The 25,050-nt window shown below is 65.8% G+C and carries 24 protein-coding genes, 2 tRNA genes and 2 pseudogenes; 8 read left to right on the forward strand and 20 right to left on the reverse strand.

What is annotated here, in order from left to right:
- Positions 1–3: 3 nt before the first annotated feature.
- Positions 4–378, reverse strand: a complete 375-nt coding sequence (locus NMLP_RS04865) for a translation initiation factor IF-5A (protein WP_015409018.1) — start codon at positions 376–378, stop codon at positions 4–6.
- Between the two features lie 110 nt (positions 379–488).
- A complete protein-coding gene (mch, locus tag NMLP_RS04870) occupies positions 489–1,424 on the reverse strand; it encodes a methenyltetrahydromethanopterin cyclohydrolase (RefSeq protein ID WP_015409019.1) in 936 nt (311 codons plus the stop codon).
- Between the two features lie 165 nt (positions 1,425–1,589).
- Between mch and NMLP_RS04875 the strand changes: the two genes are divergently transcribed.
- The gene (locus NMLP_RS04875; protein ID WP_015409020.1) at positions 1,590–2,096 is read left to right on the forward strand and encodes a CBS domain-containing protein; all 507 of its coding nucleotides are present in this window, start codon (positions 1,590–1,592) and stop codon (positions 2,094–2,096) included.
- A 142-nt stretch (positions 2,097–2,238) separates the two neighbouring features.
- Positions 2,239–3,162, forward strand: a complete 924-nt coding sequence (locus NMLP_RS04880; RefSeq protein WP_015409021.1) for a DMT family transporter — start codon at positions 2,239–2,241, stop codon at positions 3,160–3,162.
- A 48-nt stretch (positions 3,163–3,210) separates the two neighbouring features.
- On the opposite strand, the gene NMLP_RS14210 is transcribed toward NMLP_RS04880, so the two are convergent.
- From NMLP_RS14210 to NMLP_RS04895, 4 genes are all read right to left on the reverse strand, one after another.
- Positions 3,211–3,435, reverse strand: a complete 225-nt coding sequence (locus NMLP_RS14210) for a hypothetical protein (RefSeq protein ID WP_015409022.1) — start codon at positions 3,433–3,435, stop codon at positions 3,211–3,213.
- Between the two features lie 171 nt (positions 3,436–3,606).
- On the reverse strand, positions 3,607–4,032 hold the full coding sequence (locus NMLP_RS04885) for a hypothetical protein (RefSeq protein ID WP_015409023.1): 426 nt from the start codon (positions 4,030–4,032) through the stop codon (positions 3,607–3,609).
- 73 nt (positions 4,033–4,105) lie between these two features.
- Positions 4,106–4,510: an acyl-CoA thioesterase gene (locus NMLP_RS04890; protein ID WP_015409024.1), complete on the reverse strand. Its 405-nt coding sequence runs from the start codon at positions 4,508–4,510 to the stop codon at positions 4,106–4,108.
- A 104-nt stretch (positions 4,511–4,614) separates the two neighbouring features.
- Positions 4,615–4,746: transfer RNA gene (locus NMLP_RS04895), tRNA-Met, on the reverse strand.
- Between the two features lie 118 nt (positions 4,747–4,864).
- On the opposite strand from NMLP_RS04895, the gene NMLP_RS04900 reads away from it, so the two are divergent.
- On the forward strand, positions 4,865–5,887 hold the full coding sequence (locus tag NMLP_RS04900) for a DUF7115 domain-containing protein (protein ID WP_015409025.1): 1,023 nt from the start codon (positions 4,865–4,867) through the stop codon (positions 5,885–5,887).
- Positions 5,888–5,992: 105 nt separating this feature from the next.
- Here NMLP_RS04900 and NMLP_RS04905 read toward each other — a convergent pair whose 3' ends face one another.
- Positions 5,993–6,355 (reverse strand): DUF5830 family protein, encoded by a 363-nt coding sequence (locus NMLP_RS04905; protein ID WP_015409026.1) that lies wholly within the window; start codon positions 6,353–6,355, stop codon positions 5,993–5,995.
- A 146-nt stretch (positions 6,356–6,501) separates the two neighbouring features.
- Between NMLP_RS04905 and NMLP_RS04910 the strand changes: the two genes are divergently transcribed.
- Positions 6,502–7,161 carry a TVP38/TMEM64 family protein gene (locus tag NMLP_RS04910; RefSeq protein WP_015409027.1) on the forward strand — a complete coding sequence of 220 codons (660 nt, stop codon included), beginning with the start codon at positions 6,502–6,504 and terminating at the stop codon, positions 7,159–7,161.
- An 18-nt stretch (positions 7,162–7,179) separates the two neighbouring features.
- On the opposite strand, the gene NMLP_RS15975 is transcribed toward NMLP_RS04910, so the two are convergent.
- The 5 genes and pseudogenes from NMLP_RS15975 to trpE all read right to left on the reverse strand — a co-directional run bounded on the left by NMLP_RS15975 (position 7,180) and on the right by trpE (position 14,783).
- Complete coding sequence (locus tag NMLP_RS15975; RefSeq protein ID WP_015409028.1) at positions 7,180–7,305, reverse strand: HVO_2523 family zinc finger protein; 126 nt, start codon at positions 7,303–7,305, stop codon at positions 7,180–7,182.
- Between the two features lie 95 nt (positions 7,306–7,400).
- Positions 7,401–11,225 carry an LAGLIDADG family homing endonuclease gene (locus NMLP_RS04915; RefSeq protein ID WP_394296871.1) on the reverse strand — a complete coding sequence of 1,275 codons (3,825 nt, stop codon included), beginning with the start codon at positions 11,223–11,225 and terminating at the stop codon, positions 7,401–7,403.
- A pseudogene (locus NMLP_RS16140) lies at positions 11,226–11,678 on the reverse strand (ribonucleotide reductase N-terminal alpha domain-containing protein); the annotation flags it as partial.
- Positions 11,679–12,219: 541 nt separating this feature from the next.
- A complete protein-coding gene (trpG, locus tag NMLP_RS04920) occupies positions 12,220–12,804 on the reverse strand; it encodes an anthranilate synthase component II (protein WP_015409030.1) in 585 nt (194 codons plus the stop codon).
- Positions 12,801–14,783, reverse strand: coding sequence for an anthranilate synthase component I (gene trpE, locus NMLP_RS04925; protein ID WP_152024104.1), 1,983 nt, complete (start codon positions 14,781–14,783; stop codon positions 12,801–12,803). Before trpE ends, trpG begins: the two co-directional genes overlap by 4 nt.
- Before the next feature lie 165 nt (positions 14,784–14,948).
- On the opposite strand from trpE, the pseudogene NMLP_RS14740 reads away from it, so the two are divergent.
- A pseudogene (locus tag NMLP_RS14740) lies at positions 14,949–15,513 on the forward strand (CBS domain-containing protein).
- A gap of 86 nt (positions 15,514–15,599) precedes the next feature.
- Complete coding sequence (locus tag NMLP_RS04935; protein ID WP_015409021.1) at positions 15,600–16,523, forward strand: DMT family transporter; 924 nt, start codon at positions 15,600–15,602, stop codon at positions 16,521–16,523.
- A gap of 48 nt (positions 16,524–16,571) precedes the next feature.
- Here the strand turns inward: NMLP_RS04935 and NMLP_RS14220 are convergent, their stop codons facing one another.
- From NMLP_RS14220 to NMLP_RS04950, 4 genes are all read right to left on the reverse strand, one after another.
- Positions 16,572–16,796: a hypothetical protein gene (locus NMLP_RS14220; RefSeq protein ID WP_015409022.1), complete on the reverse strand. Its 225-nt coding sequence runs from the start codon at positions 16,794–16,796 to the stop codon at positions 16,572–16,574.
- 171 nt (positions 16,797–16,967) lie between these two features.
- Complete coding sequence (locus tag NMLP_RS04940; RefSeq protein WP_015409023.1) at positions 16,968–17,393, reverse strand: hypothetical protein; 426 nt, start codon at positions 17,391–17,393, stop codon at positions 16,968–16,970.
- 73 nt (positions 17,394–17,466) lie between these two features.
- Positions 17,467–17,871: an acyl-CoA thioesterase gene (locus NMLP_RS04945; protein ID WP_015409024.1), complete on the reverse strand. Its 405-nt coding sequence runs from the start codon at positions 17,869–17,871 to the stop codon at positions 17,467–17,469.
- Between the two features lie 104 nt (positions 17,872–17,975).
- Positions 17,976–18,107, reverse strand: a tRNA-Met gene (locus tag NMLP_RS04950).
- A gap of 118 nt (positions 18,108–18,225) precedes the next feature.
- Here NMLP_RS04950 and NMLP_RS04955 point away from each other — a divergent pair.
- Positions 18,226–19,248 (forward strand): DUF7115 domain-containing protein, encoded by a 1,023-nt coding sequence (locus NMLP_RS04955; RefSeq protein WP_015409025.1) that lies wholly within the window; start codon positions 18,226–18,228, stop codon positions 19,246–19,248.
- A 105-nt stretch (positions 19,249–19,353) separates the two neighbouring features.
- On the opposite strand, the gene NMLP_RS04960 is transcribed toward NMLP_RS04955, so the two are convergent.
- A complete protein-coding gene (locus NMLP_RS04960) occupies positions 19,354–19,716 on the reverse strand; it encodes a DUF5830 family protein (RefSeq protein WP_015409026.1) in 363 nt (120 codons plus the stop codon).
- 146 nt (positions 19,717–19,862) lie between these two features.
- Here NMLP_RS04960 and NMLP_RS04965 point away from each other — a divergent pair, with 146 nt between their 5' ends.
- Entirely contained in the window at positions 19,863–20,522 is a 660-nt protein-coding gene (locus NMLP_RS04965; protein WP_015409027.1) for a TVP38/TMEM64 family protein, read from the forward strand.
- A gap of 18 nt (positions 20,523–20,540) precedes the next feature.
- Here NMLP_RS04965 and NMLP_RS15980 read toward each other — a convergent pair whose 3' ends face one another.
- The 3 genes from NMLP_RS15980 to NMLP_RS15815 all read right to left on the reverse strand — a co-directional run bounded on the left by NMLP_RS15980 (position 20,541) and on the right by NMLP_RS15815 (position 25,041).
- Positions 20,541–20,666 carry an HVO_2523 family zinc finger protein gene (locus NMLP_RS15980; protein WP_015409028.1) on the reverse strand — a complete coding sequence of 42 codons (126 nt, stop codon included), beginning with the start codon at positions 20,664–20,666 and terminating at the stop codon, positions 20,541–20,543.
- 95 nt (positions 20,667–20,761) lie between these two features.
- A complete protein-coding gene (locus NMLP_RS04970) occupies positions 20,762–24,028 on the reverse strand; it encodes an LAGLIDADG family homing endonuclease (RefSeq protein WP_076982694.1) in 3,267 nt (1,088 codons plus the stop codon).
- The gene (locus tag NMLP_RS15815) at positions 24,016–25,041 is read right to left on the reverse strand and encodes a ribonucleotide reductase N-terminal alpha domain-containing protein (RefSeq protein WP_076982695.1); all 1,026 of its coding nucleotides are present in this window, start codon (positions 25,039–25,041) and stop codon (positions 24,016–24,018) included. Before NMLP_RS15815 ends, NMLP_RS04970 begins: the two co-directional genes overlap by 13 nt.
- Between the last annotated feature and the right edge of the window lie 9 nt (positions 25,042–25,050).

Here is a 25,050-nt window from a genome sequence, read left to right on the forward strand (position 1 = left end):
CGATCAGACGACCTTGCGTTGGCCTTCGAACTCGAGGTACTCGATCTCGTCGTCGGACTCGGGGTCGAGGTCCTCGGGGATGCGCATTGTGATGGTCTCGTAGGTCTCTAGATCCATCACTTGCATGTCTTTCCCGGAGACGGAGACGACCTGCCCTTGCTTTCGGTTGACGATCGGGACCCAGATCTTCGCGTCGACGGGCTGGGTGAAGTTTCGTTTTTGACCGTCGAAGACGCCGGTCCCTTCGACGCGGGCCTTTGCGCTCCCGTGCTTGCCGGGCTTCGAGGTACTGTACGCCGTGATCTTCGAGGGGACGTCGTCGATCATTACGTAGTTGCCTTCCTGGAGTTCCCGGACTTCAGTCTGTTGTTTCGGCATACCGTTCGATTCCCGTCGCCGAAGTATAAACGGTTTGGATATCCGATGTGGCGGCACTCTCGCGGTCGGACTCCCGTCTCGGCCCAAAAATAAATCGTCGGGCGAGGACGTCACCGCAGTCCGAAGCTCTCGGCGAGGAGCGCCTCGTCGGTCCCGCCGACCACCTCGACGCCCTCCCCGACCACGTCGACGGTGACCTGCGCCGGCGCGAAAAGCCCCACCGGGACGTCGTAGAAGTCCCACCCGTGGTCCGCAAATATCTCCGCGAAGGGCGTCCCGAACGCCTCCCCGGCCGTCGAGACGATCTCGTCGAACCGGTCGAACCCCGTCTCGACGGTCGCGTGGACCCGGGAGCCGTACGCGAGCGCGTCGTTCGTCCTCGCCATCGCCGCCTCGTCGCTCTCCGGGACCGGCGCGACCGGCGCGGAGGCAGTCACGCTCAACACGTCGAGGGGGTCGTACCCGAGCTCCGAGAGCCGGAAGGTCGCGAGTTCGCCCGCCCGCGCGGCGAGCGCGACACTGCCCGTCAGGCTCGCCGTCGAGAACGTCGGCAAGAAGACGCTCGACGTCGGGACGCCCGTCCGCTCGGCGACGTGTTCGGCGACCGCCTCGCCGGGTAGTGCCTCGCTTTCGACCGCCAAGACGCTAAAGTCCGCCGCGTCGCGGTAGCCGATCCGCTGGAACTCCTCTTCCTCGGCGACGAGCGCGCGGGCGGGGCCGCTTGCGAGCCCCTCGAAGCCCTCGATCGAGAGCTCCCAGCCCGCCTTCTGTGCGGCCAGAAAGGCCATCGCGGGGTGATCCGTGGATACCTCGACGTGCGTCCGGGGCGTTCCCTCGATCTCGTCGACGCCGGTCTGTACCGTGGCCAACCCACCGGTCTGGATCTCCGCCAACAGCAGTCCGGCCTCGACGCCGCCGAGCGCCTCGACCCCGAAGTCGAGGACGACGGCATCGTTGCCGAGTTCGTGGACCTCGATCGCGAGTTCGTCGGCGAAGTCGATCGCCTCGTCGACCAACTCGACGGCCATCCGGTTGAGACTCTCCATACCGCGACCACGGGTGGATCCGAATAAAAGGTTCTCGGATGCGGGACCGACTGTACACACGCAGGGCGGTCCCGACTCGAGCAATGTTGGTGCTGTCCTGTCCGAGCCCCAGGGTAGCATCCGTCCGCCACAACGTCTATGCGACCGCGCGCGGAACTCCCGCGTATGAACGCACGCGACATCATGACGCGGGACGTCGAGACGGTCTCGCCCGGCGACGACGTCGGCGAGGTGCTCGGCCGCCTCGCCCGCGCGGATTTCAACGGGTTTCCGGTCACCGAGGACGGCCTCGTCGTCGGAATCGTCACCCAGGGCGACCTCGTCGACCTGTTTCAACCCTCCGACCGGACGCTCTGGATCCCCGTCGGCTTCCCACCGTTCCTCGAGTCACTCACGTACGCCGTCGATCTCTCGTGGGACGAACTCGACTTCGGGATCGACCTCGCCCGGAACGTTGGTCGGCCGGTCGAGGACGTAATGACGACGGACGTCGTCACCGCCGGGCCGAACGCGGACGTCGATGAACTACTCGAACTCCTAGCCGGCGACGAGCGGGACATCAACCGCCTGCCAGTCGTCGACGAGGCGGATGCGCTCCTCGGAATCGTCGCCCGCGAGGACCTCCTCAGGGCGATCCGCGCCGAACGACTCGGGGCCGATGCCCCCGAATAACCCGCCGGCCGCGGGCGGTGTCGGGTTGGTCCTCGCTGCGGTCGCTCGGCTCCTGACCGCCAACCGGTGAGCCCCACGAGCGGGCTCGTCCCCCGGGATCGATGCCGAAAAGATTGAGAGTGTGGTCGTCCCAGCGTCCGGTGTGCGCTACCGCAACACCCTGTTATTTTTAACGCTCGCTTCGGTGTGGGGGTCGGCCTTCATGGCTATCAAGGCCGGCCTCGGCGACCCGACGGACCCGGCGTACTTTTTTACCGCACCGGTGCTTTTCGCCGCGTTCCGCTTCGATATTGCTGGGGTGTTGATGTTCGGATACGCGCTCTATGCGACGGATCGGTGGCGACCGAGGGACCGCGCCGACTGGGCGACGGTCTGCGTCGGCGCCGCCCTCATCATCGCCGGCTATCATGCGCTCCTGTTCGTCGGCGAGCGGGGGACGACGAGCGCGGCGGCGGCGGTCATCGTCTCGCTATCGCCGGTCGTGACGACCGCGTTCGCACGTCTGTTGTTGCCGGAGGAGCGGCTGACGGCCGTCGGTATCGCCGGCATGGCCCTGGGATTCGTCGGCGTGGTCGTCCTCTCGCGGCCCGACCCGGCGAACCTCGTCGGATCGCGCTTCGAGACGCTCGTCTTCGCGGCCGCGCTCTGCTTCGCGCTCGGGAGCGTCCTGACCCGACGGATCGACGCCGGCCTTCCGGTCGAGACGATGGAGGCGTGGTCGATGCTCCTCGGTGCGGCGCTTATGCACGGTCTCAGTCTCGCACTCGGAGAGGCGGTCCCCGGCGCCCCGACCGGCGAGGCGGTTGCCGCGCTCGCGTACCTCGCTGTCGTCTCGAGCGCGCTCGGTTTTTTGATCTACTTTCACCTCCTCGAACGGCTCGGTGCAATCGAAATCAACCTCGTTTCCTACGTCGCGCCGGCGTTCGCCGCCGTGACTGGACTTCTGTTCCTCGGGGAACGCATCGATGCGCCGACCGTCGTCGGCTTCGCGATCATCCTCGCCGGGTTCTCGCTCGTCAAGCACCGTTCGATACGGACTGAACTCCGGCAGTGGTGGAAGAGCTAAAGGCCCGGCGGTAACGCGACCGGAAGCGCCACGCGTCCGTGCGTCGTGTCACCGACCGTATCCGTGTCCGGCGATCAACGCGGCGACGTTCGCGGCCACGAGCGATCCGAAAAGCAGGTATTCCGCCGTCGTTCCGAGCCCGCTGGCCAATAGCGCGAGCGAACAAAATGGCAACAGGACGGCCGACCAGAATGCCCCGGCTCTGAGTGGTTCCGGAACCGAGGGACTCCGGGCTGGTGGACCGCGCTCGTTCGTCGGTGTGGAGGGATTCATCGTACTCTCTGGGACGGTGTGGAGTCACTAATAACCGAACGAGGGTTCGGGCCGTTTCACCGGGCTTCACGATACGGCCGAACCGGGTCGGAACGTTTTATTACTTGACGTACGCCCCGAAGACGTTTTAAAACATGTTTTGTTGCGGTTTCAGGGGACCGGAGACACCGGTCAACCGAGGGTGGCTATCCGCACCTCGTGGGTGCCCGCCGGCGTGTCGATCGCGGCCGCCTCGTGTACCGCCGCCCGGACGCGCTCGCGCCACGACTCGACTGCGGCCTCGTGGCGAGCTCGGTGGCGCTCGGGCGTGTATGTCCGTTCCGGACTGGACCGGAGTTCGTCCTCGGTGTCGTCGGGCGAGGGAAACGCCGGTACGGTCCCGAGGAACCGTTCCGGCGGAACGTGTAACGGCTGTGGGTCCTCGTACTCGCTTTCGGCTCCGTCGAGATGGAGACGGGCCCGCATCCGACCGCTGAACGGCGGCGTCACGCGGAGGACGGCCCCTGCGTCGCGTCGCTCGTTCGCCTCGATGGCGGTCACGATGTCGTCGGTCGTCACCGCGAGTGCGCGGATGATCGTCGGGTCGTCTGACTCCACACCCGAATACGGGTCGCCGTCGGCATCAGCGTGTCGACATCGGACGACCGCGAGTCCGGCGGCCGATACCCGATCAGAGTCCGGGTTCGAACTCGATGAACCGCTCGCGCCACGACTCGGGGATCTCGCGCGGTTCGCCTCCGGCGACCGCGACGATCGTCCCGTCGGCGGTCGCCGCCGGGTCCCCGTCGTCACCGGCGAACACGCGCGATCGCATCCGAAAGCTCGTCTCGCCGACCTCGGTGACGCCACAGGCGACCCGGATCGTTCCGTCCTCGAGCGTCAGCGGGCGGGCGAACTCGACCGACTGGCTCGCGAGTACCATCTCCCGTTCCTCCCACGGGACGTCCAACACGCGGTCGAAGTACCGGAGCCTGGCCTGCTCGAGATACGTCGCGTACACCGCGTTGTTGACGTGCCCGAGGGTGTCGAGGTCGCGAAACCGGACCTGGAGTTCGGTCTCGAACGGAAGTTCCATGCCGAACCGTCGGCGAGCGCCTCAAAATCGGTTTCGTTTCGCACGCCGGCCACGTCGGCGATGCGTCTTCGAGGTCCGTCGTGACCGTGTCGTCGAAAATGCAGTGCCCGGGGAGGGCTCCGAACCCTCGATCTCCGCATGTCCCAGGAACGAGGCGCAGGCAGCGCCTCGGGACATCGCGGCTACCGCCTCGTACCCTATGAGTGCGGCGCTATGTCCAGCTAAGCCACCCGGGCTCGTATATCGATTGCTCGCTGTTTCCCTTCAACTTTCCTATCTCCCTCTGCTGATTCGGAATGTCACCGACCCGCACGATCACACCCTTTTATGCTGTGGTGCGGGCACACCACTGGTATGAGCGAACTGCCCGACCTGCTCTCGGAGACCATCGGCGACGCGGCGATCATCGACACCGTCGACGTCGGTGGCGGGGACGCCATCACCGTGACGCCCGAACGGACGCACCTCTACCGTTCGGAGGGGCTGTTGCGGGACGAATCCGTCGAGACGTTCGAGCACGCCGTCGAACGGCTCTCGGTTCGAACGAAACGTCGAAAGAGTTCGATCGAGCTCGTGACGATGGAGAGCCAGACGAGTTTCACTGTCCCCTCCGACGTCGCGGACTCCGTTGTCGAGGCGATGATGGAGGGTATTCTCCTGACCACCGGTGCCGTGACGCCCGAGGAGGAGCTATCGGCGCTGTTCCGGTTCAGCGAACTCACAGTCGTCGTCACCGACCGGCGGCTCTTCGAACACGTCGGAAGCGCCGTCTGGGACGGGGAGTTCGAGACCGTCGAGTACGCCGAGTTGACCGGCCTCGACTTCGAGCGCGGCAGCGTGGCGACGCAGGTCGTCCTCGAGACCGAGGACCGCCGCCGTCGGGTGAAGGTGCCGAACGAACACGCTGGGACCGTCCGCCAGCGGATCGAGGCGGCGGTCCTCGCGTTTCACGACGTCGCCTCTATCGAGGCGTTTCGAGCGAAACACGCCGAGCCGGAACAGGGGGATGGACGGGCTAATCGCTCGGCAGCGGCCATCGGCGACGCCGAACGAACCGAGGCCAACGGCGCCGACGCGGAGGGGGATCGCGACCCGACCGACGGACGCAGCGCCGTCTCCACCAGCCGGTCGCTCCCCGCCGACCAAGACCCATCGGGGGCGGTGTACCGGCGCGATGCGGAGACCGACGCGGCTCGCGAGGACCCGAAGACACAGAGCACAGCCGACGACCGGGGAACGAACCCGACGGACGAGATCGACGCCCTTTCGGAGCGCGTCGAGGCGCTCTCGGAACAGGTCGAACGACAGACCGAACTCATAGAAACCCAACAGGACCTCCTCGAACGACTCGTCGACGAGCTCCGGCGCGGCCGGTGAACGGACCGTCGGAACCTCTACCGCGGCCGGCGAACGGACCGTCGGAACCCCTACCGCGGCCGGCGAACGAACCGTCGGAACCTCCGGCGAGTCGCTCCCGGCAGATCACTCCCGGCCAGTCACTTTTCGGATACAGGAGGAGCCGAAGGGGCCGTGCTCGCCGGCCTCGAGTTGCATAAAGTACCCCGTCGAGATCGACGCGCCGCAGCGACGACACTCGAAGTCGCCCTTCCGAGAGATGACCTCGCTATCGAAGCTGAGAAACCGCCCCGAGACCGGCGTGACTGTCTCGCCATCGCGACGGATGTGTCCGCGGCGTTCGGCCGTCTCGAGGATCGCTCGCGTCGTCTCCGGGTGCGTACTCACCGTCTCGATCCGGTCGATGACGTCCGGAAGCGACAGTTCGGCGTCCTCGAGGCGGGCGAGCAACTGCACGCCGAGTTCGACTGGGTCGTCCTCTCTCGCCACACGCCGAGTACGTCGCGGGTGCTCTTATCAGCACGGATCGATACCGGCCGGGGCGGCACGCGATTCGGCGACAGTGCCCGCGACGCCCTGTGTATCGGCCTCCTGGGACCACAAGACGTTTGTCGCCACGGACGAGTCCTTTTCGCGTGCATCGTGCGACCGTCCGACAGCTGCTCGGCCTCGGGATCCTCGGTTCCATCGCGGCGGCCGCCGCGCTCTCCGTCTCCCCCGAAGTGCTCCTCGGCGAGATGGACGCCCTCGCCGGTCGCCCCGCGTTGTTCGCGGTCGTCCTTTTCGCCCTGTATCTCGCCCGGCCGCTGCTCGCGTGGCCCATCAGCGCACTGTCCGTCCTCTTAGGGTACCTGTTCGGTCCCGCGGCGATCCCAGTCGCGCTCGCGGGAGCCGTCGTCACGACGCTGCCGGCGTACCTGCTCGCGCGCCGGCTCGGCCACGACGCCGGGCTGTTGGCGCGGGTCGGCGACGCCGGGGCGGTGGTCAAGCGAACGACGGGGAACCTCCGGGGCGTGGTCGCCGTCAGGCTCGCGCCGCTGCCGACCGATCCTGTCTCCTACGCCGCCGGGCTCGCCGGGGTCCCGCTCCGCCCGTACGCCCTCGGGACCGCGCTGGGCGAGGCACCCTGGGTCGGAACGGCGGTGCTGCTCGGTGCCTCGATGGGGCAACTCGCCGCGACCGGTCCCGCCGCGAGCCCGCTCGTTCTCGGAACGGCCGCCGCACTCGCGCTCTTGGTAGCGCTGTCGCGGCCCGCCTACCGACGGCTCTCGGGTGAGACGGCCGGAATCAGATAACTCACCTCTGGTATTCAATTAAAACGTGAACGGATCGCTGCAATCGACGACGACACCGTGTTGTGGGCAGACGTACTTGCAGTGGCGTTTGTACATCTGCGCGTCACACATCGGACACGGTCGCCCGCCCGCTTCGTCGTCCATACGGGTACTGTGAGCGAGGCGGTCAAAAATCATCGGGCGGAAAAGCACCGAGCCGAACCGGTGTCCACGCCCCGGCTCCACATTACGCTACCGGCTCAACACTCCGACCAGCCGCAGCTCTCACAGGTCTTGCAGCCCTCCGAGTAGTACAGCGTCATGCTCCCACAGTCGGGGCATTCGGGTGATTCGCCCGCGTCGATGAGCGACCGTGCCGTGTCGGTGTCGTCGTTCGGCGACGCCGGCGAGCCCGTCCGTTCGCTCGCTCCCGGGTCCGCGACCGAACCGCCGTCGGTCTCGGGTGGCGTCACGGAGCTATCGTCGACCGGCCGTCCGGTGTCCCCCGACCGGCTGGCATCGGCGATCTCCGTGAGGTTCTGCTGTTGGGGGTAGGCCTTGTCGACCTCGCCGTCGAGGTAGCGACGCATCGCCGTCCCGATCGCGTCCGGGATCGAGTTGATCTGTTCGCCCTTGTCCCAAGCGACTTTCGGCGACCGGATGCCTTGGAGTTCGTCGGCGATCTCCCGGGGATCGACGCCCGAGCGAAGCGCCGTCGAGATCGTCTTCGCCAGCGCCTCGGTGAACGAGGCGGTGAACCCACCGGAGTTGCCGATGTTCGCGAACAGCTCGAACGGGCGGCCGTCTTCGGGGTTCTCGTTGATGTTGACGTAGAGCTTCCCGTAGCCCGTGTCGATCCGCTGGGTGACGCCGTGAAGCACGTCGGGGCGGGCTTGCTTCGTGCCGAGTTTGGGCGAGACGTCGAACAACTCGCGGACGTCGGACTCGAGGACCGCCGCGACTTCCTCGCTGTCGAGGAAGCCCTCGATGCCGCCGAAGATCTCCTCGATGTTCTCGACGATCGCCTCGGCGGCCTCGGCCTCGTCGGCGAAGTCGGTGTTTTTCGCCCGCGTGGTGAGCACCTGCTTCGACCGGGTGCCGTCGCGGTAGTAGGTGACCCCCTTGCCGCCGTGGTCGTAAATGTACTCGAAGACCTCCTTTGCGTCCTCCAGCGTCGAATCGTTGGGCGCGTTGACTGTCTTCGAGATCGCCGAATCGACGCCCTCCTGACAGGCGACCTGAACGCCCGCGTGGTCCTTCGCCGAGAGGGCCCCCGTCGTCACGAACAACTCGCCGATCGCGCCGGGGACCGTCGAGAGGCCGTCGATGCCGTCGAACTCGTTTTCGGCCATCTGCTCTTGGGCCTCCCGCTTGACCGCCTCGACGTCGAGGCCGTTCTCCTCTAGGACGCGGAGGAAGTAGTCGTCGAACTCGACGAGCATCTCGTCGCCCTGGACGTCGTCGGAGACGTTCTTGTAGAAGGCGACGTTGTAGATCGGCTCGCAGCCGCCAGTGGTGTTGCCGATCATCGAGGTCGTCCCGGTCGGCGCGATTGTCGTCGTGTTGTGGTTCCGCATCGCGAAGCCATCGGCGTACTCGTCGGCGTCGAGACCGGTCTGTTTCTCGAACCACTCGCGGTACTCGGTGGGATCGGCGTACTTCGAGTCGTCCCACTCCTCGAAGACGCCCCGTTCCTCGGCGAGCTCGTGGGAGGCCCACTTCGAGCCGTGGTTGATGTGACGCATCACCTGTCGGGCCACCTCGTTGCCCTCCTCGGAGCCGTACTTGATGCCGAGTTGGATGTACAACTGCGCCAGGCCCATCACGCCGAGGCCGATCTTCCGCATCTCTCGGACCTTCTGTTCGATCTCCGGCACCGGGAAGTCCGACATCGTGACGACGTTCTCGAGGAACCGCGTGCCGAGTTCGATGCGCTCGTCGAACGCTTCGACGTCGAGCGCCTCCTCGAGGAAGTCCTCGACGGCGGCTTCGAGGCCGGCGTACTCGTCGCCGTGGTCGTCGTACCAGACCCGCCAGTCCGGCGCGTCGACGTCGGCGAGCGTCGAGAGGTTGATGTGGCCGAGGTTGCAGGCCTCGTACTCCTCGAGCGGCTGTTCGCCGCAGTTATGAACCACAAGGCCGTTCGCCACGAACGAATTCGTATCGGGCTCTGTCAGGTCGTAGACCGCTTCGTGGCCGTCGCTCTCGACCGCGGAAACGGTCGCTTCGAACCGCTCAGTGTACGGCCCACGTTCGTAGTCCGCGAGACGCTCGTCGAGTGTGTCCTGTTTTTTGTCGAGGAGGAATCCGATTTCCTCCGCAAATCGACCGAGATTGTCCTTCGAAATGACGAGATCGTGGTCTGGCTGCCGCTCGTATTCCGCAGTCCCGCCCGTTCCGTCAGGCATCTCTTGGACGCCTGCTTCGTGGCGGTTCTCGTAGATCTTACTGAAGATTCCGAAATTAATTAGCAGCCGCTGGACCGATTTCAGCAGGTCCGCACTGGTGCTCGTGAGCCGAACGGAAACTCCCTTTTCAGAGTTCCCCTGGACACCGCCATCGGCGGAAAACAGCGCACGCAGGTACCCGCGTGCCATCTCCTCGCTTCCGCGCATCACGACCTCGGGGACTTGGTGTTTCTCGTCGACGAGACCGGCCTCCTCGGCGTACTCGTACAGCCGGGCGGAACGAATTCGTTGTTCGACGGCCTGCTCGCCGCGATAATCGTCACCTCTAGCGATTTCGCTGACACCGACCTCGTAGTCGGCGTTACCGACGGGGTCGCGAACGACCTCGTTCACGTCGGCCGCGAACGACTCCGAGGCCTCGGCGTCCTCGTCGTAGAAGTTCAGGACGGCACGCTCCTCACCATGTTTGAGATGACCGTCACCGACCAGCCAGCCGAGCACTCGTCCCTCGGCAGCCGTCCCGTGTCGGCCGAACTCGCCTTTCCGGTTCTGGATGTGGACGGTGTCGCCCGCATCGAGATCGTCGGCTTCAATCCATCCGTCGTCGGTCATGACCCGGTGGTCGGCAGTCAGACGGAGTTCGTACCCTTCCTCGGTCGTGAGTTTATAAACGTCCTTTTCGCCGGTCTTGTAGACGCTGCTCGCTTCCTTGACCGTTTCTTCACTCAGACGCCCATCCACGACGACATCTCGAGCCACACCCTGCTCGTAGAGTTCCTCGGCTTCGACGAGGCCGTTGTCGGTACTGATGTGCGTGTCACCAGTAATGCACGGATTCGTCGCTAAAATCCGGTGCTCCGGATGCTCCTCGACGTCGAAGGAGTGCTCTTTGTTGATCCGTTCGAGATAGACGACGCCGGGTTCGCCGTTCTCGTGGGCTCCTTCGAGGATGTGTTCCCACAGTTTCTCTGCGGGCACCGACAGCGTCTCGCCGACCTCGACGTGCTCGCCGAGCCCGAACATGTCGTACAGCTCCTTCGTCTCGGGCGTGGCGACGTGTGGGTCGCCCGTTCGGGGATTGGTGAACGTGTACTCCTCGCCGGCCTTCAGCGCCTCCATGAACCCGTCGGTGACGCCGACGGAGATGTTGAAATTCGAGAGGTGACCCTCGACCGCGTTCCGGAGGTGCTCGGGGACTTTCCCTTCGTCGTCGATGAGTTCGCGGGCCTCCTCGAGGGCCTCCTCGAAGGAGTTGTGGGTGAAGTCGTCCGGGTCGTTCAGCCGGAGCGTCTCCGCCAGGGAGACGTCCTTGTTCTTCGCGTGGATGAACTGGATGACGTCGGGGTGTGAGACGCGCATGACGCCCATCTGCGCGCCGCGGCGGGCGCCGCCCTGGGCGATCGTCTCACACATCTGATCGTACGTCCGCATGAACGTGATCGGGCCCGACGCGATACCGCCGGTGGAGCCGACCGCGTCGCCGTAGGGACGGAGTCGCCAGAAGGCATACCCCATTCCGCCGCCGCTCTGGAACACCTCTGCGGCCTCTTTGGCCGTCTGGTGGATGTCGTCGATGTCGTCCTCGGGCGAGTCGACGAAACACGCCGAGAGCTGTTGGAGTTCGTCGCCGGCGTTCATAAGCGTCGGCGAATTCGGCATGAACGAGAGCCGCTCCATCTGCTCGCGGAAGGCCTCGGCGGTGTCCTCGACGTGCGTCCGGACCTCCTCGGGGAGTCCGGGGACGACCGTCTCGTAGGCGAACTTGTTGACGTTGTGCGCCGAAAGGGTCGTCTCGGCGTCCGAATCGGCGGTGACGCCCGCACCGAACACGTCACTTGCGAGTTCGTCGCGGCGGGGGTGGTCGGGTTTGAGCTGATCTGGCGTGACGGTGACCTCGACGCCCTGCTGTTCGGACTCGAAGACCGCTTCGGCCAGCGCGACGTTCTTCGCGACGCGCTCGAAGAGGTCCTCCTGTTGCTCTATCGGTTCGCCGTCGGCGTCCTTCCGGAGATACCGGGCGGGGAGGATGTTGTGGTAGGCGTTGCCGGTGAGGCGGTCCGCCATCGTGTCGCCGGTCGTTCGCTTGATGGGGAGCGTGAGTTCGTCCGCGGAGAGGTCGGTGCCGGCCATCACTCGGCCCTCCGGATCAGTGCCGCTTTCTTTAGCTCTCTCGTTCGTTCAACGAAGTGTCCTGTGCGGGTCATTTGTGACGGAGTCTGCGTACTGGTGCGTGCCGGATAACCCTTGGCATCGGGGAATATATCGGCGATTCGACGGGTCGCTGGGGCATGCGTTACTGTGTGTTGAATCCGGTGTGCATGCGCCCCACACGTACGACAGAATTGGACTAACCGAACACATATAATTGTATCCGGTCCGTGGTGAAAGTGAAAACCGCCCGCTAAAACCGCCTCACTCGGCTGCGATTCCATCGGAAACGATCGGGGGTTTCGGGACGACGGTCGATCCGACGGATCGATCCGATCGGCCGCCGAACCGGTCTCGATCCGACGGGGTGCCGTCCCACGACCCGTTTCGGCCACGCCGGTCGGCACCGAAACGTGGCAACTATATTATACGCGTCGAATGGAACGTTCCCCCGGAATCGATGGGTCGAACCGGACGTCCGTGCAGTCATGCCGACGACACGACCGCTCCGAACCACAGGACGTCAGACCGACTGCAAGAAGTTGCCGACGATGTCGTGTCCGACGGCGGTGAGGACCGATTCGGGGTGGAACTGGACGCACTCGATCGGGTATTCTTGATGTCGGATGCCCATCACCAACTCGGTCCCGTCGTGTTCCGTCGTCGCGGTGATATCGAAGCACTCGGGGACCTCGAGAGCGATCAGGGAGTGATACCGACCACCCTGGAACCCCTGTTCGAGCCCCCGATAGACACCCTCGCCGTCGTGATCGACTGAGAACGCCTTGCCGTGGATCGGCTCCGGGGCCCGATCGACGGTCCCGCCGTACTCGTAGACGGCCGCCTCGAGGCCGAGACAGACCCCGAGCGTCGGGGTTTCGGGGGCGATCTCCCGAAATACGTCCATGGTCACTCCCACGTCCCGCTCGTTCTTCGGGTGGCCGGGTCCCGGCGAGATCACGATCGCGTCGGGGTCGGCGGCCCGGATCGTCCCGATATCGGCGGTGTTGCGGCACACCTCGACCTCGGTCCCGTCGTGCTGGCTGACGTACTCGACGATGTTGTAGGTGAACGAATCGAAGTTGTCGACGAAGAGCACGTCCGTCATCGTCGGGCCTCCGTCGGCTCGGAGTCGGCCTCGATAGCCCGTAGGGCGGCGAGCACCCCGCCCATCTTCTGTTCGGTCTCCTCGTACTCGCGTTCGGGGTCGGAGTCGGCGACGATTCCTGCCCCGGCCTGGACAGTCACCCGATCCGTCCCGTCGGTCCCCGCGCCTCGCTCGACGGTGGCGGTTCGAATGACGATCGCGAAGTCGGCGTCGCCGCTCCAGGAGAAGTAGCCGATACCACCCCCGTAGACACCGCGCGGGCGCTCCTCGAGGTCGTCGATGATCTCCATCGCCCGGATCTTCGGCGCGCCCGAAAGCGTCCCGGCGGGAAACGACGCACGCGTCGCGTCGAACGCGTCACGGTCGTCGGCAAGGGCGCCGGTCACCGTCGATTCGATGTGCTGGACGTGGCTGTATTTCAGGACGTTCATAAACTCCTCGACGCGGACGCTGCCGGCCTCGCTGACCCGACGGACGTCGTTTCGCGCGAGGTCGACCAACATCGTGTGTTCAGCGCGCTCCTTTCCGTCGGCAAGCATCTCCCCGGCCAGACGCCGGTCCTCGACAGGACTCGTCCCGCGGGCGCACGTCCCCGCGATCGGGTTGCTCATCACCTCCCGTCCCCGAACGGAGACGAGCGTCTCCGGCGAGGCTCCGACCACCACGAGGTCGTCGTACTCGAGGAGGTACATATACGGCGAGGGGTTGATCTCGCGAAGCGACTCGTAGAGCCCCAACGGGTCGATGTCGCCGTCCAGCTCGCGCGTCCGGGAGATGACGCCCTGGTAGATGTCCCCGTCGAGGACGTGTTCTTTGGCCCGGTTGACGGCCGCCTCATAGGTCGCTTTCGCCCCGGCCCGCTCCGTAGACGGCCGGAAGCCACCGGTTTCGAGGGTCCCGTGGCCCGCGAGCAGCGACTCGACCCGATCGATCTCCTCGACGATGTCGGCGTAGATCCGGCCCGGATCGTCCTCGGGGCGGACGAGCGGGGTGAACACGAGCGAGACCGTCCCGGCGGCGTCGTCGAAGACGAGCGTCGTGGTCGTGAGGACGAATTGGGCGTTCGGCACCCTGGAGTCGGGGCGGTCGAGGCCGACCTCCTCGAGCCAGAGGTCATACACCGCGTCGTACGCGAGAAACCCGACCAGCCCGCCCTGGAGCCGTTGGCGTCCGGTTTCGGGGAAGTTTCGGAGCGGCACGTCCGGCAGCGCGCCCCGAAGCGTCGCGAGCGTGTCGCCTTTCCCCGTCTCGAACGCCCCCTCGTATCTGTCGTCGAGGACGTCGATCGTCCCGGTGGCGTCGTCGTCGACGGTCACGACCGCCGTCGGATCGTAGCCGACAAACGAGTAGCGGGCGTGACGATCCGCCCCGTCGCCGGTCCTGAAGGCGCCGTCGGGGTCGCTCGAGGCGACCTTCCCCGCGCTCTCCAAGAGGAAGGCGTGGTCGGCGCGCTCGGCGTCGGTGGTCCGCCCGGTCAGGGCGGCGTACGCTTCCAGTGGTTCCGTCGAGACGTCCAGCTCGGCGACGGTGCGGACGACCGCCTCGCCGGGTAGTGCCTCGCTTTCGACCGCCAAGACGCTAAAGTCCGCCGCGTCGCGGTAGCCGATCCGCTGGAACTCCTCTTCCTCGGCGACGAGCGCGCGGGCGGGGCCGCTTGCGAGCCCCTCGAAGCCCTCGATCGAGAGCTCCCAGCCCGCCTTCTGTGCGGCCAGAAAGGCCATCGCGGGGTGATCCGTGGATACCTCGACGTGCGTCCGGGGCGTTCCCTCGATCTCGTCGACGCCGGTCTGTACCGTGGCCAACCCACCGGTCTGGATCTCCGCCAACAGCAGTCCGGCCTCGACGCCGCCGAGCGCCTCGACCCCGAAGTCGAGGACGACGGCATCGTTGCCGAGTTCGTGGACCTCGATCGCGAGTTCGTCGGCGAAGTCGATCGCCTCGTCGACCAACTCGACGGCCATCCGGTTGAGACTCTCCATACCGCGACCACGGGTGGATCCGAATAAAAGGTTCTCGGATGCGGGACCGACTGTACACACGCAGGGCGGTCCCGACTCGAGCAATGTTGGTGCTGTCCTGTCCGAGCCCCAGGGTAGCATCCGTCCGCCACAACGTCTATGCGACCGCGCGCGGAACTCCCGCGTATGAACGCACGCGACATCATGACGCGGGACGTCGAGACGGTCTCGCCCGGCGACGACGTCGGCGAGGTGCTCGGCCGCCTCGCCCGCGCGGATTTCAACGGGTTTCCGGTCACCGAGGACGGCCTCGTCGTCGGAATCGTCACCCAGGGCGACCTCGTCGACCTGTTTCAACCCTCCGACCGGACGCTCTGGATCCCCGTCGGCTTCCCACCGTTCCTCGAGTCACTCACGTACGCCGTCGATCTCTCGTGGGACGAACTCGACTTCGGGATCGACCTCGCCCGGAACGTTGGTCGGCCGGGTCGAGGACGTAATGACGACGGACGTCGTCACCGCCGGGCCGAACGCGGACGTCGATGAACTACTCGAACTCCTAGCCGGCGACGAGCGGGACATCAACCGCCTGCCAGTCGTCGACGAGGCGGATGCGCTCCTCGGAATCGTCGCCCGCGAGGACCTCCTCAGGGCGATCCGCGCCGAACGACTCGGGGCCGATGCCCCCCGAATAACCCGCCGGCCGCGGGCGGTGTCGGGTTGGTCCTCGCTGCGGTCGCTCGGCTCCTGACCGCCAACCGGTGAGCCCCACGAGCGGGCTCGTCCCCCGGGATCGATGCCGAAAAGATTGAGAGTGTGGTCGTCCCAGCGTCCGGTGTGCGCTACCGCAACACCCTGTTATTTTTAACGCTCGCTTCGGTGTGGGGGTCGGCCTTCATGGCTATCAAGGCCGGCCTCGGCGACCCGACGGACCCGGCGTACTTTTTTACCGCACCGGTGCTTTTCGCCGCGTTCCGCTTCGATATTGCTGGGGTGTTGATGTTCGGATACGCGCTCTATGCGACGGATCGGTGGCGACCGAGGGACCGCGCCGACTGGGCGACGGTCTGCGTCGGCGCCGCCCTCATCATCGCCGGCTATCATGCGCTCCTGTTCGTCGGCGAGCGGGGGACGACGAGCGCGGCGGCGGCGGTCATCGTCTCGCTATCGCCGGTCGTGACGACCGCGTTCGCACGTCTGTTGTTGCCGGAGGAGCGGCTGACGGCCGTCGGTATCGCCGGCATGGCCCTGGGATTCGTCGGCGTGGTCGTCCTCTCGCGGCCCGACCCGGCGAACCTCGTCGGATCGCGCTTCGAGACGCTCGTCTTCGCGGCCGCGCTCTGCTTCGCGCTCGGGAGCGTCCTGACCCGACGGATCGACGCCGGCCTTCCGGTCGAGACGATGGAGGCGTGGTCGATGCTCCTCGGTGCGGCGCTTATGCACGGTCTCAGTCTCGCACTCGGAGAGGCGGTCCCCGGCGCCCCGACCGGCGAGGCGGTTGCCGCGCTCGCGTACCTCGCTGTCGTCTCGAGCGCGCTCGGTTTTTTGATCTACTTTCACCTCCTCGAACGGCTCGGTGCAATCGAAATCAACCTCGTTTCCTACGTCGCGCCGGCGTTCGCCGCCGTGACTGGACTTCTGTTCCTCGGGGAACGCATCGATGCGCCGACCGTCGTCGGCTTCGCGATCATCCTCGCCGGGTTCTCGCTCGTCAAGCACCGTTCGATACGGACTGAACTCCGGCAGTGGTGGAAGAGCTAAAGGCCCGGCGGTAACGCGACCGGAAGCGCCACGCGTCCGTGCGTCGTGTCACCGACCGTATCCGTGTCCGGCGATCAACGCGGCGACGTTCGCGGCCACGAGCGATCCGAAAAGCAGGTATTCCGCCGTCGTTCCGAGCCCGCTGGCCAATAGCGCGAGCGAACAAAATGGCAACAGGACGGCCGACCAGAATGCCCCGGCTCTGAGTGGTTCCGGAACCGAGGGACTCCGGGCTGGTGGACCGCGCTCGTTCGTCGGTGTGGAGGGATTCATCGTACTCTCTGGGACGGTGTGGAGTCACTAATAACCGAACGAGGGTTCGGGCCGTTTCACCGGGCTTCACGATACGGCCGAACCGGGTCGGAACGTTTTATTACTTGACGTACGCCCCGAAGACGTTTTAAAACATGTTTTGTTGCGGTTTCAGGGGACCGGAGACACCGGTCAACCGAGGGTGGCTATCCGCACCTCGTGGGTGCCCGCCGGCGTGTCGATCGCGGCCGCCTCGTGTACCGCCGCCCGGACGCGCTCGCGCCACGACTCGACTGCGGCCTCGTGGCGAGCTCGGTGGCGCTCGGGCGTGTATGTCCGTTCCGGACTGGACCGGAGTTCGTCCTCGGTGTCGTCGGGCGAGGGAAACGCCGGTACGGTCCCGAGGAACCGTTCCGGCGGAACGTGTAACGGCTGTGGGTCCTCGTACTCGCTTTCGGCTCCGTCGAGATGGAGACGGGCCCGCATCCGACCGCTGAACGGCGGCGTCACGCGGAGGACGGCCCCTGCGTCGCGTCGCTCGTTCGCCTCGATGGCGGTCACGATGTCGTCGGTCGTCACCGCGAGTGCGCGGATGATCGTCGGGTCGTCTGACTCCACACCCGAATACGGGTCGCCGTCGGCATCAGCGTGTCGACATCGGACGACCGCGAGTCCGGCGGCCGATACCCGATCAGAGTCCGGGTTCGAACTCGATGAACCGCTCGCGCCACGACTCGGGGATCTCGCGCGGTTCGCCTCCGGCGACCGCGACGATCGTCCCGTCGGCGGTCGCCGCCGGGTCCCCGTCGTCACCGGCGAACACGCGCGATCGCATCCGAAAGCTCGTCTCGCCGACCTCGGTGACGCCACAGGCGACCCGGATCGTTCCGTCCTCGAGCGTCAGCGGGCGGGCGAACTCGACCGACTGGCTCGCGAGTACCATCTCCCGTTCCTCCCACGGGACGTCCAACACGCGGTCGAAGTACCGGAGCCTGGCCTGCTCGAGATACGTCGCGTACACCGCGTTGTTGACGTGCCCGAGGGTGTCGAGGTCGCGAAACCGGACCTGGAGTTCGGTCTCGAACGGAAGTTCCATGCCGAACCGTCGGCGAGCGCCTCAAAATCGGTTTCGTTTCGCACGCCGGCCACGTCGGCGATGCGTCTTCGAGGTCCGTCGTGACCGTGTCGTCGAAAATGCAGTGCCCGGGGAGGGCTCCGAACCCTCGATCTCCGCATGTCCCAGGAACGAGGCGCAGGCAGCGCCTCGGGACATCGCGGCTACCGCCTCGTACCCTATGAGTGCGGCGCTATGTCCAGCTAAGCCACCCGGGCTCGTATATCGATTGCTCGCTGTTTCCCTTCAACTTTCCTATCTCCCTCTGCTGATTCGGAATGTCACCGACCCGCACGATCACACCCTTTTATGCTGTGGTGCGGGCACACCACTGGTATGAGCGAACTGCCCGACCTGCTCTCGGAGACCATCGGCGACGCGGCGATCATCGACACCGTCGACGTCGGTGGCGGGGACGCCATCACCGTGACGCCCGAACGGACGCACCTCTACCGTTCGGAGGGGCTGTTGCGGGACGAATCCGTCGAGACGTTCGAGCACGCCGTCGAACGGCTCTCGGTTCGAACGAAACGTCGAAAGAGTTCGATCGAGCTCGTGACGATGGAGAGCCAGACGAGTTTCACTGTCCCCTCCGACGTCGCGGACTCCGTTGTCGAGGCGATGATGGAGGGTATTCTCCTGACCACCGGTGCCGTGACGCCCGAGGAGGAGCTATCGGCGCTGTTCCGGTTCAGCGAACTCACAGTCGTCGTCACCGACCGGCGGCTCTTCGAACACGTCGGAAGCGCCGTCTGGGACGGGGAGTTCGAGACCGTCGAGTACGCCGAGTTGACCGGCCTCGACTTCGAGCGCGGCAGCGTGGCGACGCAGGTCGTCCTCGAGACCGAGGACCGCCGCCGTCGGGTGAAGGTGCCGAACGAACACGCTGGGACCGTCCGCCAGCGGATCGAGGCGGCGGTCCTCGCGTTTCACGACGTCGCCTCTATCGAGGCGTTTCGAGCGAAACACGCCGAGCCGGAACAGGGGGATGGACGGGCTAATCGCTCGGCAGCGGCCATCGGCGACGCCGAACGAACCGAGGCCAACGGCGCCGACGCGGAGGGGGATCGCGACCCGACCGACGGACGCAGCGCCGTCTCCACCAGCCGGTCGCTCCCCGCCGACCAAGACCCATCGGGGGCGGTGTACCGGCGCGATGCGGAGACCGACGCGGCTCGCGAGGACCCGAAGACACAGAGCACAGCCGACGACCGGGGAACGAACCCGACGGACGAGATCGACGCCCTTTCGGAGCGCGTCGAGGCGCTCTCGGAACAGGTCGAACGACAGACCGAACTCATAGAAACCCAACAGGACCTCCTCGAACGACTCGTCGACGAGCTCCGGCGCGGCCGGTGAACGGACCGTCGGAACCTCTACCGCGGCCGGCGAACGGACCGTCGGAACCCCTACCGCGGCCGGCGAACGAACCGTCGGAACCTCCGGCGAGTCGCTCCCGGCAGATCACTCCCGGCCAGTCACTTTTCGGATACAGGAGGAGCCGAAGGGGCCGTGCTCGCCGGCCTCGAGTTGCATAAAGTACCCCGTCGAGATCGACGCGCCGCAGCGACGACACTCGAAGTCGCCCTTCCGAGAGATGACCTCGCTATCGAAGCTGAGAAACCGCCCCGAGACCGGCGTGACTGTCTCGCCATCGCGACGGATGTGTCCGCGGCGTTCGGCCGTCTCGAGGATCGCTCGCGTCGTCTCCGGGTGCGTACTCACCGTCTCGATCCGGTCGATGACGTCCGGAAGCGACAGTTCGGCGTCCTCGAGGCGGGCGAGCAACTGCACGCCGAGTTCGACTGGGTCGTCCTCTCTCGCCACACGCCGAGTACGTCGCGGGTGCTCTTATCAGCACGGATCGATACCGGCCGGGGCGGCACGCGATTCGGCGACAGTGCCCGCGACGCCCTGTGTATCGGCCTCCTGGGACCACAAGACGTTTGTCGCCACGGACGAGTCCTTTTCGCGTGCATCGTGCGACCGTCCGACAGCTGCTCGGCCTCGGGATCCTCGGTTCCATCGCGGCGGCCGCCGCGCTCTCCGTCTCCCCCGAAGTGCTCCTCGGCGAGATGGACGCCCTCGCCGGTCGCCCCGCGTTGTTCGCGGTCGTCCTTTTCGCCCTGTATCTCGCCCGGCCGCTGCTCGCGTGGCCCATCAGCGCACTGTCCGTCCTCTTAGGGTACCTGTTCGGTCCCGCGGCGATCCCAGTCGCGCTCGCGGGAGCCGTCGTCACGACGCTGCCGGCGTACCTGCTCGCGCGCCGGCTCGGCCACGACGCCGGGCTGTTGGCGCGGGTCGGCGACGCCGGGGCGGTGGTCAAGCGAACGACGGGGAACCTCCGGGGCGTGGTCGCCGTCAGGCTCGCGCCGCTGCCGACCGATCCTGTCTCCTACGCCGCCGGGCTCGCCGGGGTCCCGCTCCGCCCGTACGCCCTCGGGACCGCGCTGGGCGAGGCACCCTGGGTCGGAACGGCGGTGCTGCTCGGTGCCTCGATGGGGCAACTCGCCGCGACCGGTCCCGCCGCGAGCCCGCTCGTTCTCGGAACGGCCGCCGCACTCGCGCTCTTGGTAGCGCTGTCGCGGCCCGCCTACCGACGGCTCTCGGGTGAGACGGCCGGAATCAGATAACTCACCTCTGGTATTCAATTAAAACGTGAACGGATCGCTGCAATCGACGACGACACCGTGTTGTGGGCAGACGTACTTGCAGTGGCGTTTGTACATCTGCGCGTCACACATCGGACACGGTCGCCCGCCCGCTTCGTCGTCCATACGGGTACTGTGAGCGAGGCGGTCAAAAATCATCGGGCGGAAAAGCACCGAGCCGAACCGGTGTCCACGCCCCGGCTCCACATTACGCTACCGGCTCAACACTCCGACCAGCCGCAGCTCTCACAGGTCTTGCAGCCCTCCGAGTAGTACAGCGTCATGCTCCCACAGTCGGGGCATTCGGGTGATTCGCCCGCGTCGATGAGCGACCGTGCCGTGTCGGTGTCGTCGTTCGGCGACGCCGGCGAGCCCGTCCGTTCGCTCGCTCCCGGGTCCGCGACCGAACCGCCGTCGGTCTCGGGTGGCGTCACGGAGCTATCGTCGACCGGCCGTCCGGTGTCCCCCGACCGGCTGGCATCGGCGATCTCCGTGAGGTTCTGCTGTTGGGGGTAGGCCTTGTCGACCTCGCCGTCGAGGTAGCGACGCATCGCCGTCCCGATCGCGTCCGGGATCGAGTTGATCTGTTCGCCCTTGTCCCAAGCGACTTTCGGCGACCGGATGCCTTGGAGTTCGTCGGCGATCTCCCGGGGATCGACGCCCGAGCGAAGCGCCGTCGAGATCGTCTTCGCCAGCGCCTCGGTGAACGAGGCGGTGAACCCACCGGAGTTGCCGATGTTCGCGAACAGCTCGAACGGGCGGCCGTCTTCGGGGTTCTCGTTGATGTTGACGTAGAGCTTCCCGTAGCCCGTGTCGATCCGCTGGGTGACGCCGTGAAGCACGTCGGGGCGGGCTTGCTTCGTGCCGAGTTTGGGCGAGACGTCGAACAACTCGCGGACGTCGGACTCGAGGACCGCCGCGACTTCCTCGCTGTCGAGGAAGCCCTCGATGCCGCCGAAGATCTCCTCGATGTTCTCGACGATCGCCTCGGCGGCCTCGGCCTCGTCGGCGAAGTCGGTGTTTTTCGCCCGCGTGGTGAGCACCTGCTTCGACCGGGTGCCGTCGCGGTAGTAGGTGACCCCCTTGCCGCCGTGGTCGTAAATGTACTCGAAGACCTCCTTTGCGTCCTCCAGCGTCGAATCGTTGGGCGCGTTGACTGTCTTCGAGATCGCCGAATCGACGCCCTCCTGACAGGCGACCTGAACGCCCGCGTGGTCCTTCGCCGAGAGGGCCCCCGTCGTCACGAACAACTCGCCGATCGCGCCGGGGACCGTCGAGAGGCCGTCGATGCCGTCGAACTCGTTTTCGGCCATCTGCTCTTGGGCCTCCCGCTTGACCGCCTCGACGTCGAGGCCGTTCTCCTCTAGGACGCGGAGGAAGTAGTCGTCGAACTCGACGAGCATCTCGTCGCCCTGGACGTCGTCGGAGACGTTCTTGTAGAAGGCGACGTTGTAGATCGGCTCGCAGCCGCCAGTGGTGTTGCCGATCATCGAGGTCGTCCCGGTCGGCGCGATTGTCGTCGTGTTGTGGTTCCGCATCGCGAAGCCATCGGCGTACTCGTCGGCGTCGAGACCGGTCTGTTTCTCGAACCACTCGCGGTACTCGGTGGGATCGGCGTACTTCGAGTCGTCCCACTCCTCGAAGACGCCCCGTTCCTCGGCGAGCTCGTGGGAGGCCCACTTCGAGCCGTGGTTGATGTGACGCATCACCTGTCGGGCCACCTCGTTGCCCTCCTCGGAGCCGTACTTGATGCCGAGTTGGATGTACAACTGCGCCAGGCCCATCACGCCGAGGCCGATCTTCCGCATCTCTCGGACCTTCTGTTCGATCTCCGGCACCGGGAAGTCCGACATCGTGACGACGTTCTCGAGGAACCGCGTGCCGAGTTCGATGCGCTCGTCGAACGCTTCGACGTCGAGCGCCTCCTCGAGGAAGTCCTCGACGGCGGCTTCGAGGCCGGCGTACTCGTCGCCGTGGTCGTCGTACCAGACCCGCCAGTCCGGCGCGTCGACGTCGGCGAGCGTCGAGAGGTTGATGTGGCCGAGGTTGCAGGCCTCGTACTCCTCGAGCGGCTGTTCGCCGCAGTTATGAACCACAAGGCCGTTCGCCACGAACGAATTCGTATCGGGCTCTGTCAGGTCGTAGACCGCTTCGTGGCCGTCGCTCTCGACCGCGGAAACGGTCGCTTCGAACCGCTCAGTGTACGGCCCACGTTCGTAGTCCGCGAGACGCTCGTCGAGTGTGTCCTGTTTTTTGTCGAGGAGGAATCCGATTTCCTCCGCAAATCGACCGAGATTGTCCTTCGAAATGACGAGATCGTGGTCTGGCTGCCGCTCGTATTCCGCAGTCCCGCCCGTTCCGTCAGGCATCTCTTGGACGCCTGCTTCGTGGCGGTTCTCGTAGATCTTACTGAAGATTCCGAAATTAATTAGCAGCCGCTGGACCGATTTCAGCAGGTCCGCACTGGTGCTCGTGAGCCGAACGGAAACTCCCTTTTCAGAGTTCCCCTGGACACCGCCATCGGCGGAAAACAGCGCACGCAGGTACCCGCGTGCCATCTCCTCGCTTCCGCGCATCACGACCTCGGGGACTTGGTGTTTCTCGTCGACGAGACCGGCCTCCTCGGCGTACTCGTACAGCCGGGCGGAACGAATTCGTTGTTCGACGGCCTGCTCGCCGCGATAATCGTCACCTCTAGCGATTTCGCTGACACCGACCTCGTAGTCGGCGTTACCGACGGGGTCGCGAACGACCTCGTTCACGTCGGCCGCGAACGACTCCGAGGCCTCGGCGTCCTCGTCGTAGAAGTTCAGGACGGCACGCTCCTCACCATGTTTGAGATGACCGTCACCGACCAGCCAGCCGAGCACTCGTCCCTCGGCAGCCGTCCCGTGTCGGCCGAACTCGCCTTTCCGGTTCTGGATGTGGACGGTGTCGCCCGCATCGAGATCGTCGGCTTCAATCCATCCGTCGTCGGTCATGACCCGGTGGTCGGCAGTCAGACGGAGTTCGTACCCTTCCTCGGTCGTGAGTTTATAAACGTCCTTTTCGCCGGTCTTGTAGACGCTGCTCGCTTCCTTGACCGTTTCTTCACTCAGACGCCCATCCACGACGACATCTCGAGCCACACCCTGCTCGTAGAGTTCCTCGGCTTCGACGAGGCCGTTGTCGGTACTGATGTGCGTGTCACCAGTAATGCACGGATTCGTCGCTAAAATCCGGTGCTCCGGATGCTCCTCGACGTCGAAGGAGTGCTCTTTGTTGATCCGTTCGAGATAGACGACGCCGGGTTCGCCGTTCTCGTGGGCTCCTTCGAGGATGTGTTCCCACAGTTTCTCTGCGGGCACCGACAGCGTCTCGCCGACCTCGACGTGCTCGCCGAGCCCGAACATGTCGTACAGCTCCTTCGTCTCGGGCGTGGCGACGTGTGGGTCGCCCGTTCGGGGATTGGTGAACGTGTACTCCTCGCCGGCCTTCAGCGCCTCCATGAACCCGTCGGTGACGCCGACGGAGATGTTGAAATTTCGAGAGGTGACCCTCGACCGCGTTCCGGAGGTGCTCGGGGACTTTCCCTTCGTCGTCGATGAGTTCGCGGGGCCTCCTCGAGGGCCTCCTCGAAGGAGTTGTGGGTGAAGTCGTCCGGGTCGTTCAGCCGGAGCGTCTCCGCCAGGGAGACGTCCTTGTTCTTCGCGTGGATGAACTGGATGACGTCGGGGTGTGAGACGCGCATGACGCCCATCTGCGCGCCGCGGCGGGCGCCGCCCTGGGCGATCGTCTCACACATCTGATCGTACGTCCGCATGAACGTGATCGGGCCCGACGCGATACCGCCGGTGGAGCCGACCGCGTCGCCGTAGGGACGGAGTCGCCAGAAGGCATACCCCATTCCGCCGCCGCTCTGGAACACCTCTGCGGCCTCTTTGGCCGTCTGGTGGATGTCGTCGATGTCGTCCTCGGGCGAGTCGACGAAACACGCCGAGAGCTGTTGGAGTTCGTCGCCGGCGTTCATAAGCGTCGGCGAATTCGGCATGAACGAGAGCCGCTCCATCTGCTCGCGGAAGGCCTCGGCGGTGTCCTCGACGTGCGTCCGGACCTCCTCGGGGAGTCCGGGGACGACCGTCTCGTAGGCGAACTTGTTGACGTTGTGCGCCGAAAGGGTCGTCTCGGCGTCCGAATCGGCGGTGACGCCCGCACCGAACACGTCACTTGCGAGTTCGTCGCGGCGGGGGTGGTCGGGTTTGAGCTGATCTGGCGTGACGGTGACCTCGACGCCCTGCTGTTCGGACTCGAAGACCGCTTCGGCCAGCGCGACGTTCTTCGCGACGCGCTCGAAGAGGTCCTCCTGTTGCTCTATCGGTTCGCCGTCGGCGTCCTTCCGGAGATACCGGGCGGGGAGGATGTTGTGGTAGGCGTTGCCGGTGAGGCGGTCCGCCATCGTGTCGCCGGTCGTTCGCTTGATGGGGAGCGTGAGTTCGTCCGCGGAGAGGTCGGTGCCGGCCATCACTCGGCC

This window comes from Natronomonas moolapensis 8.8.11, from assembly GCF_000591055.1.
In the GTDB taxonomy this organism is placed as follows: domain Archaea; phylum Halobacteriota; class Halobacteria; order Halobacteriales; family Haloarculaceae; genus Natronomonas; species Natronomonas moolapensis.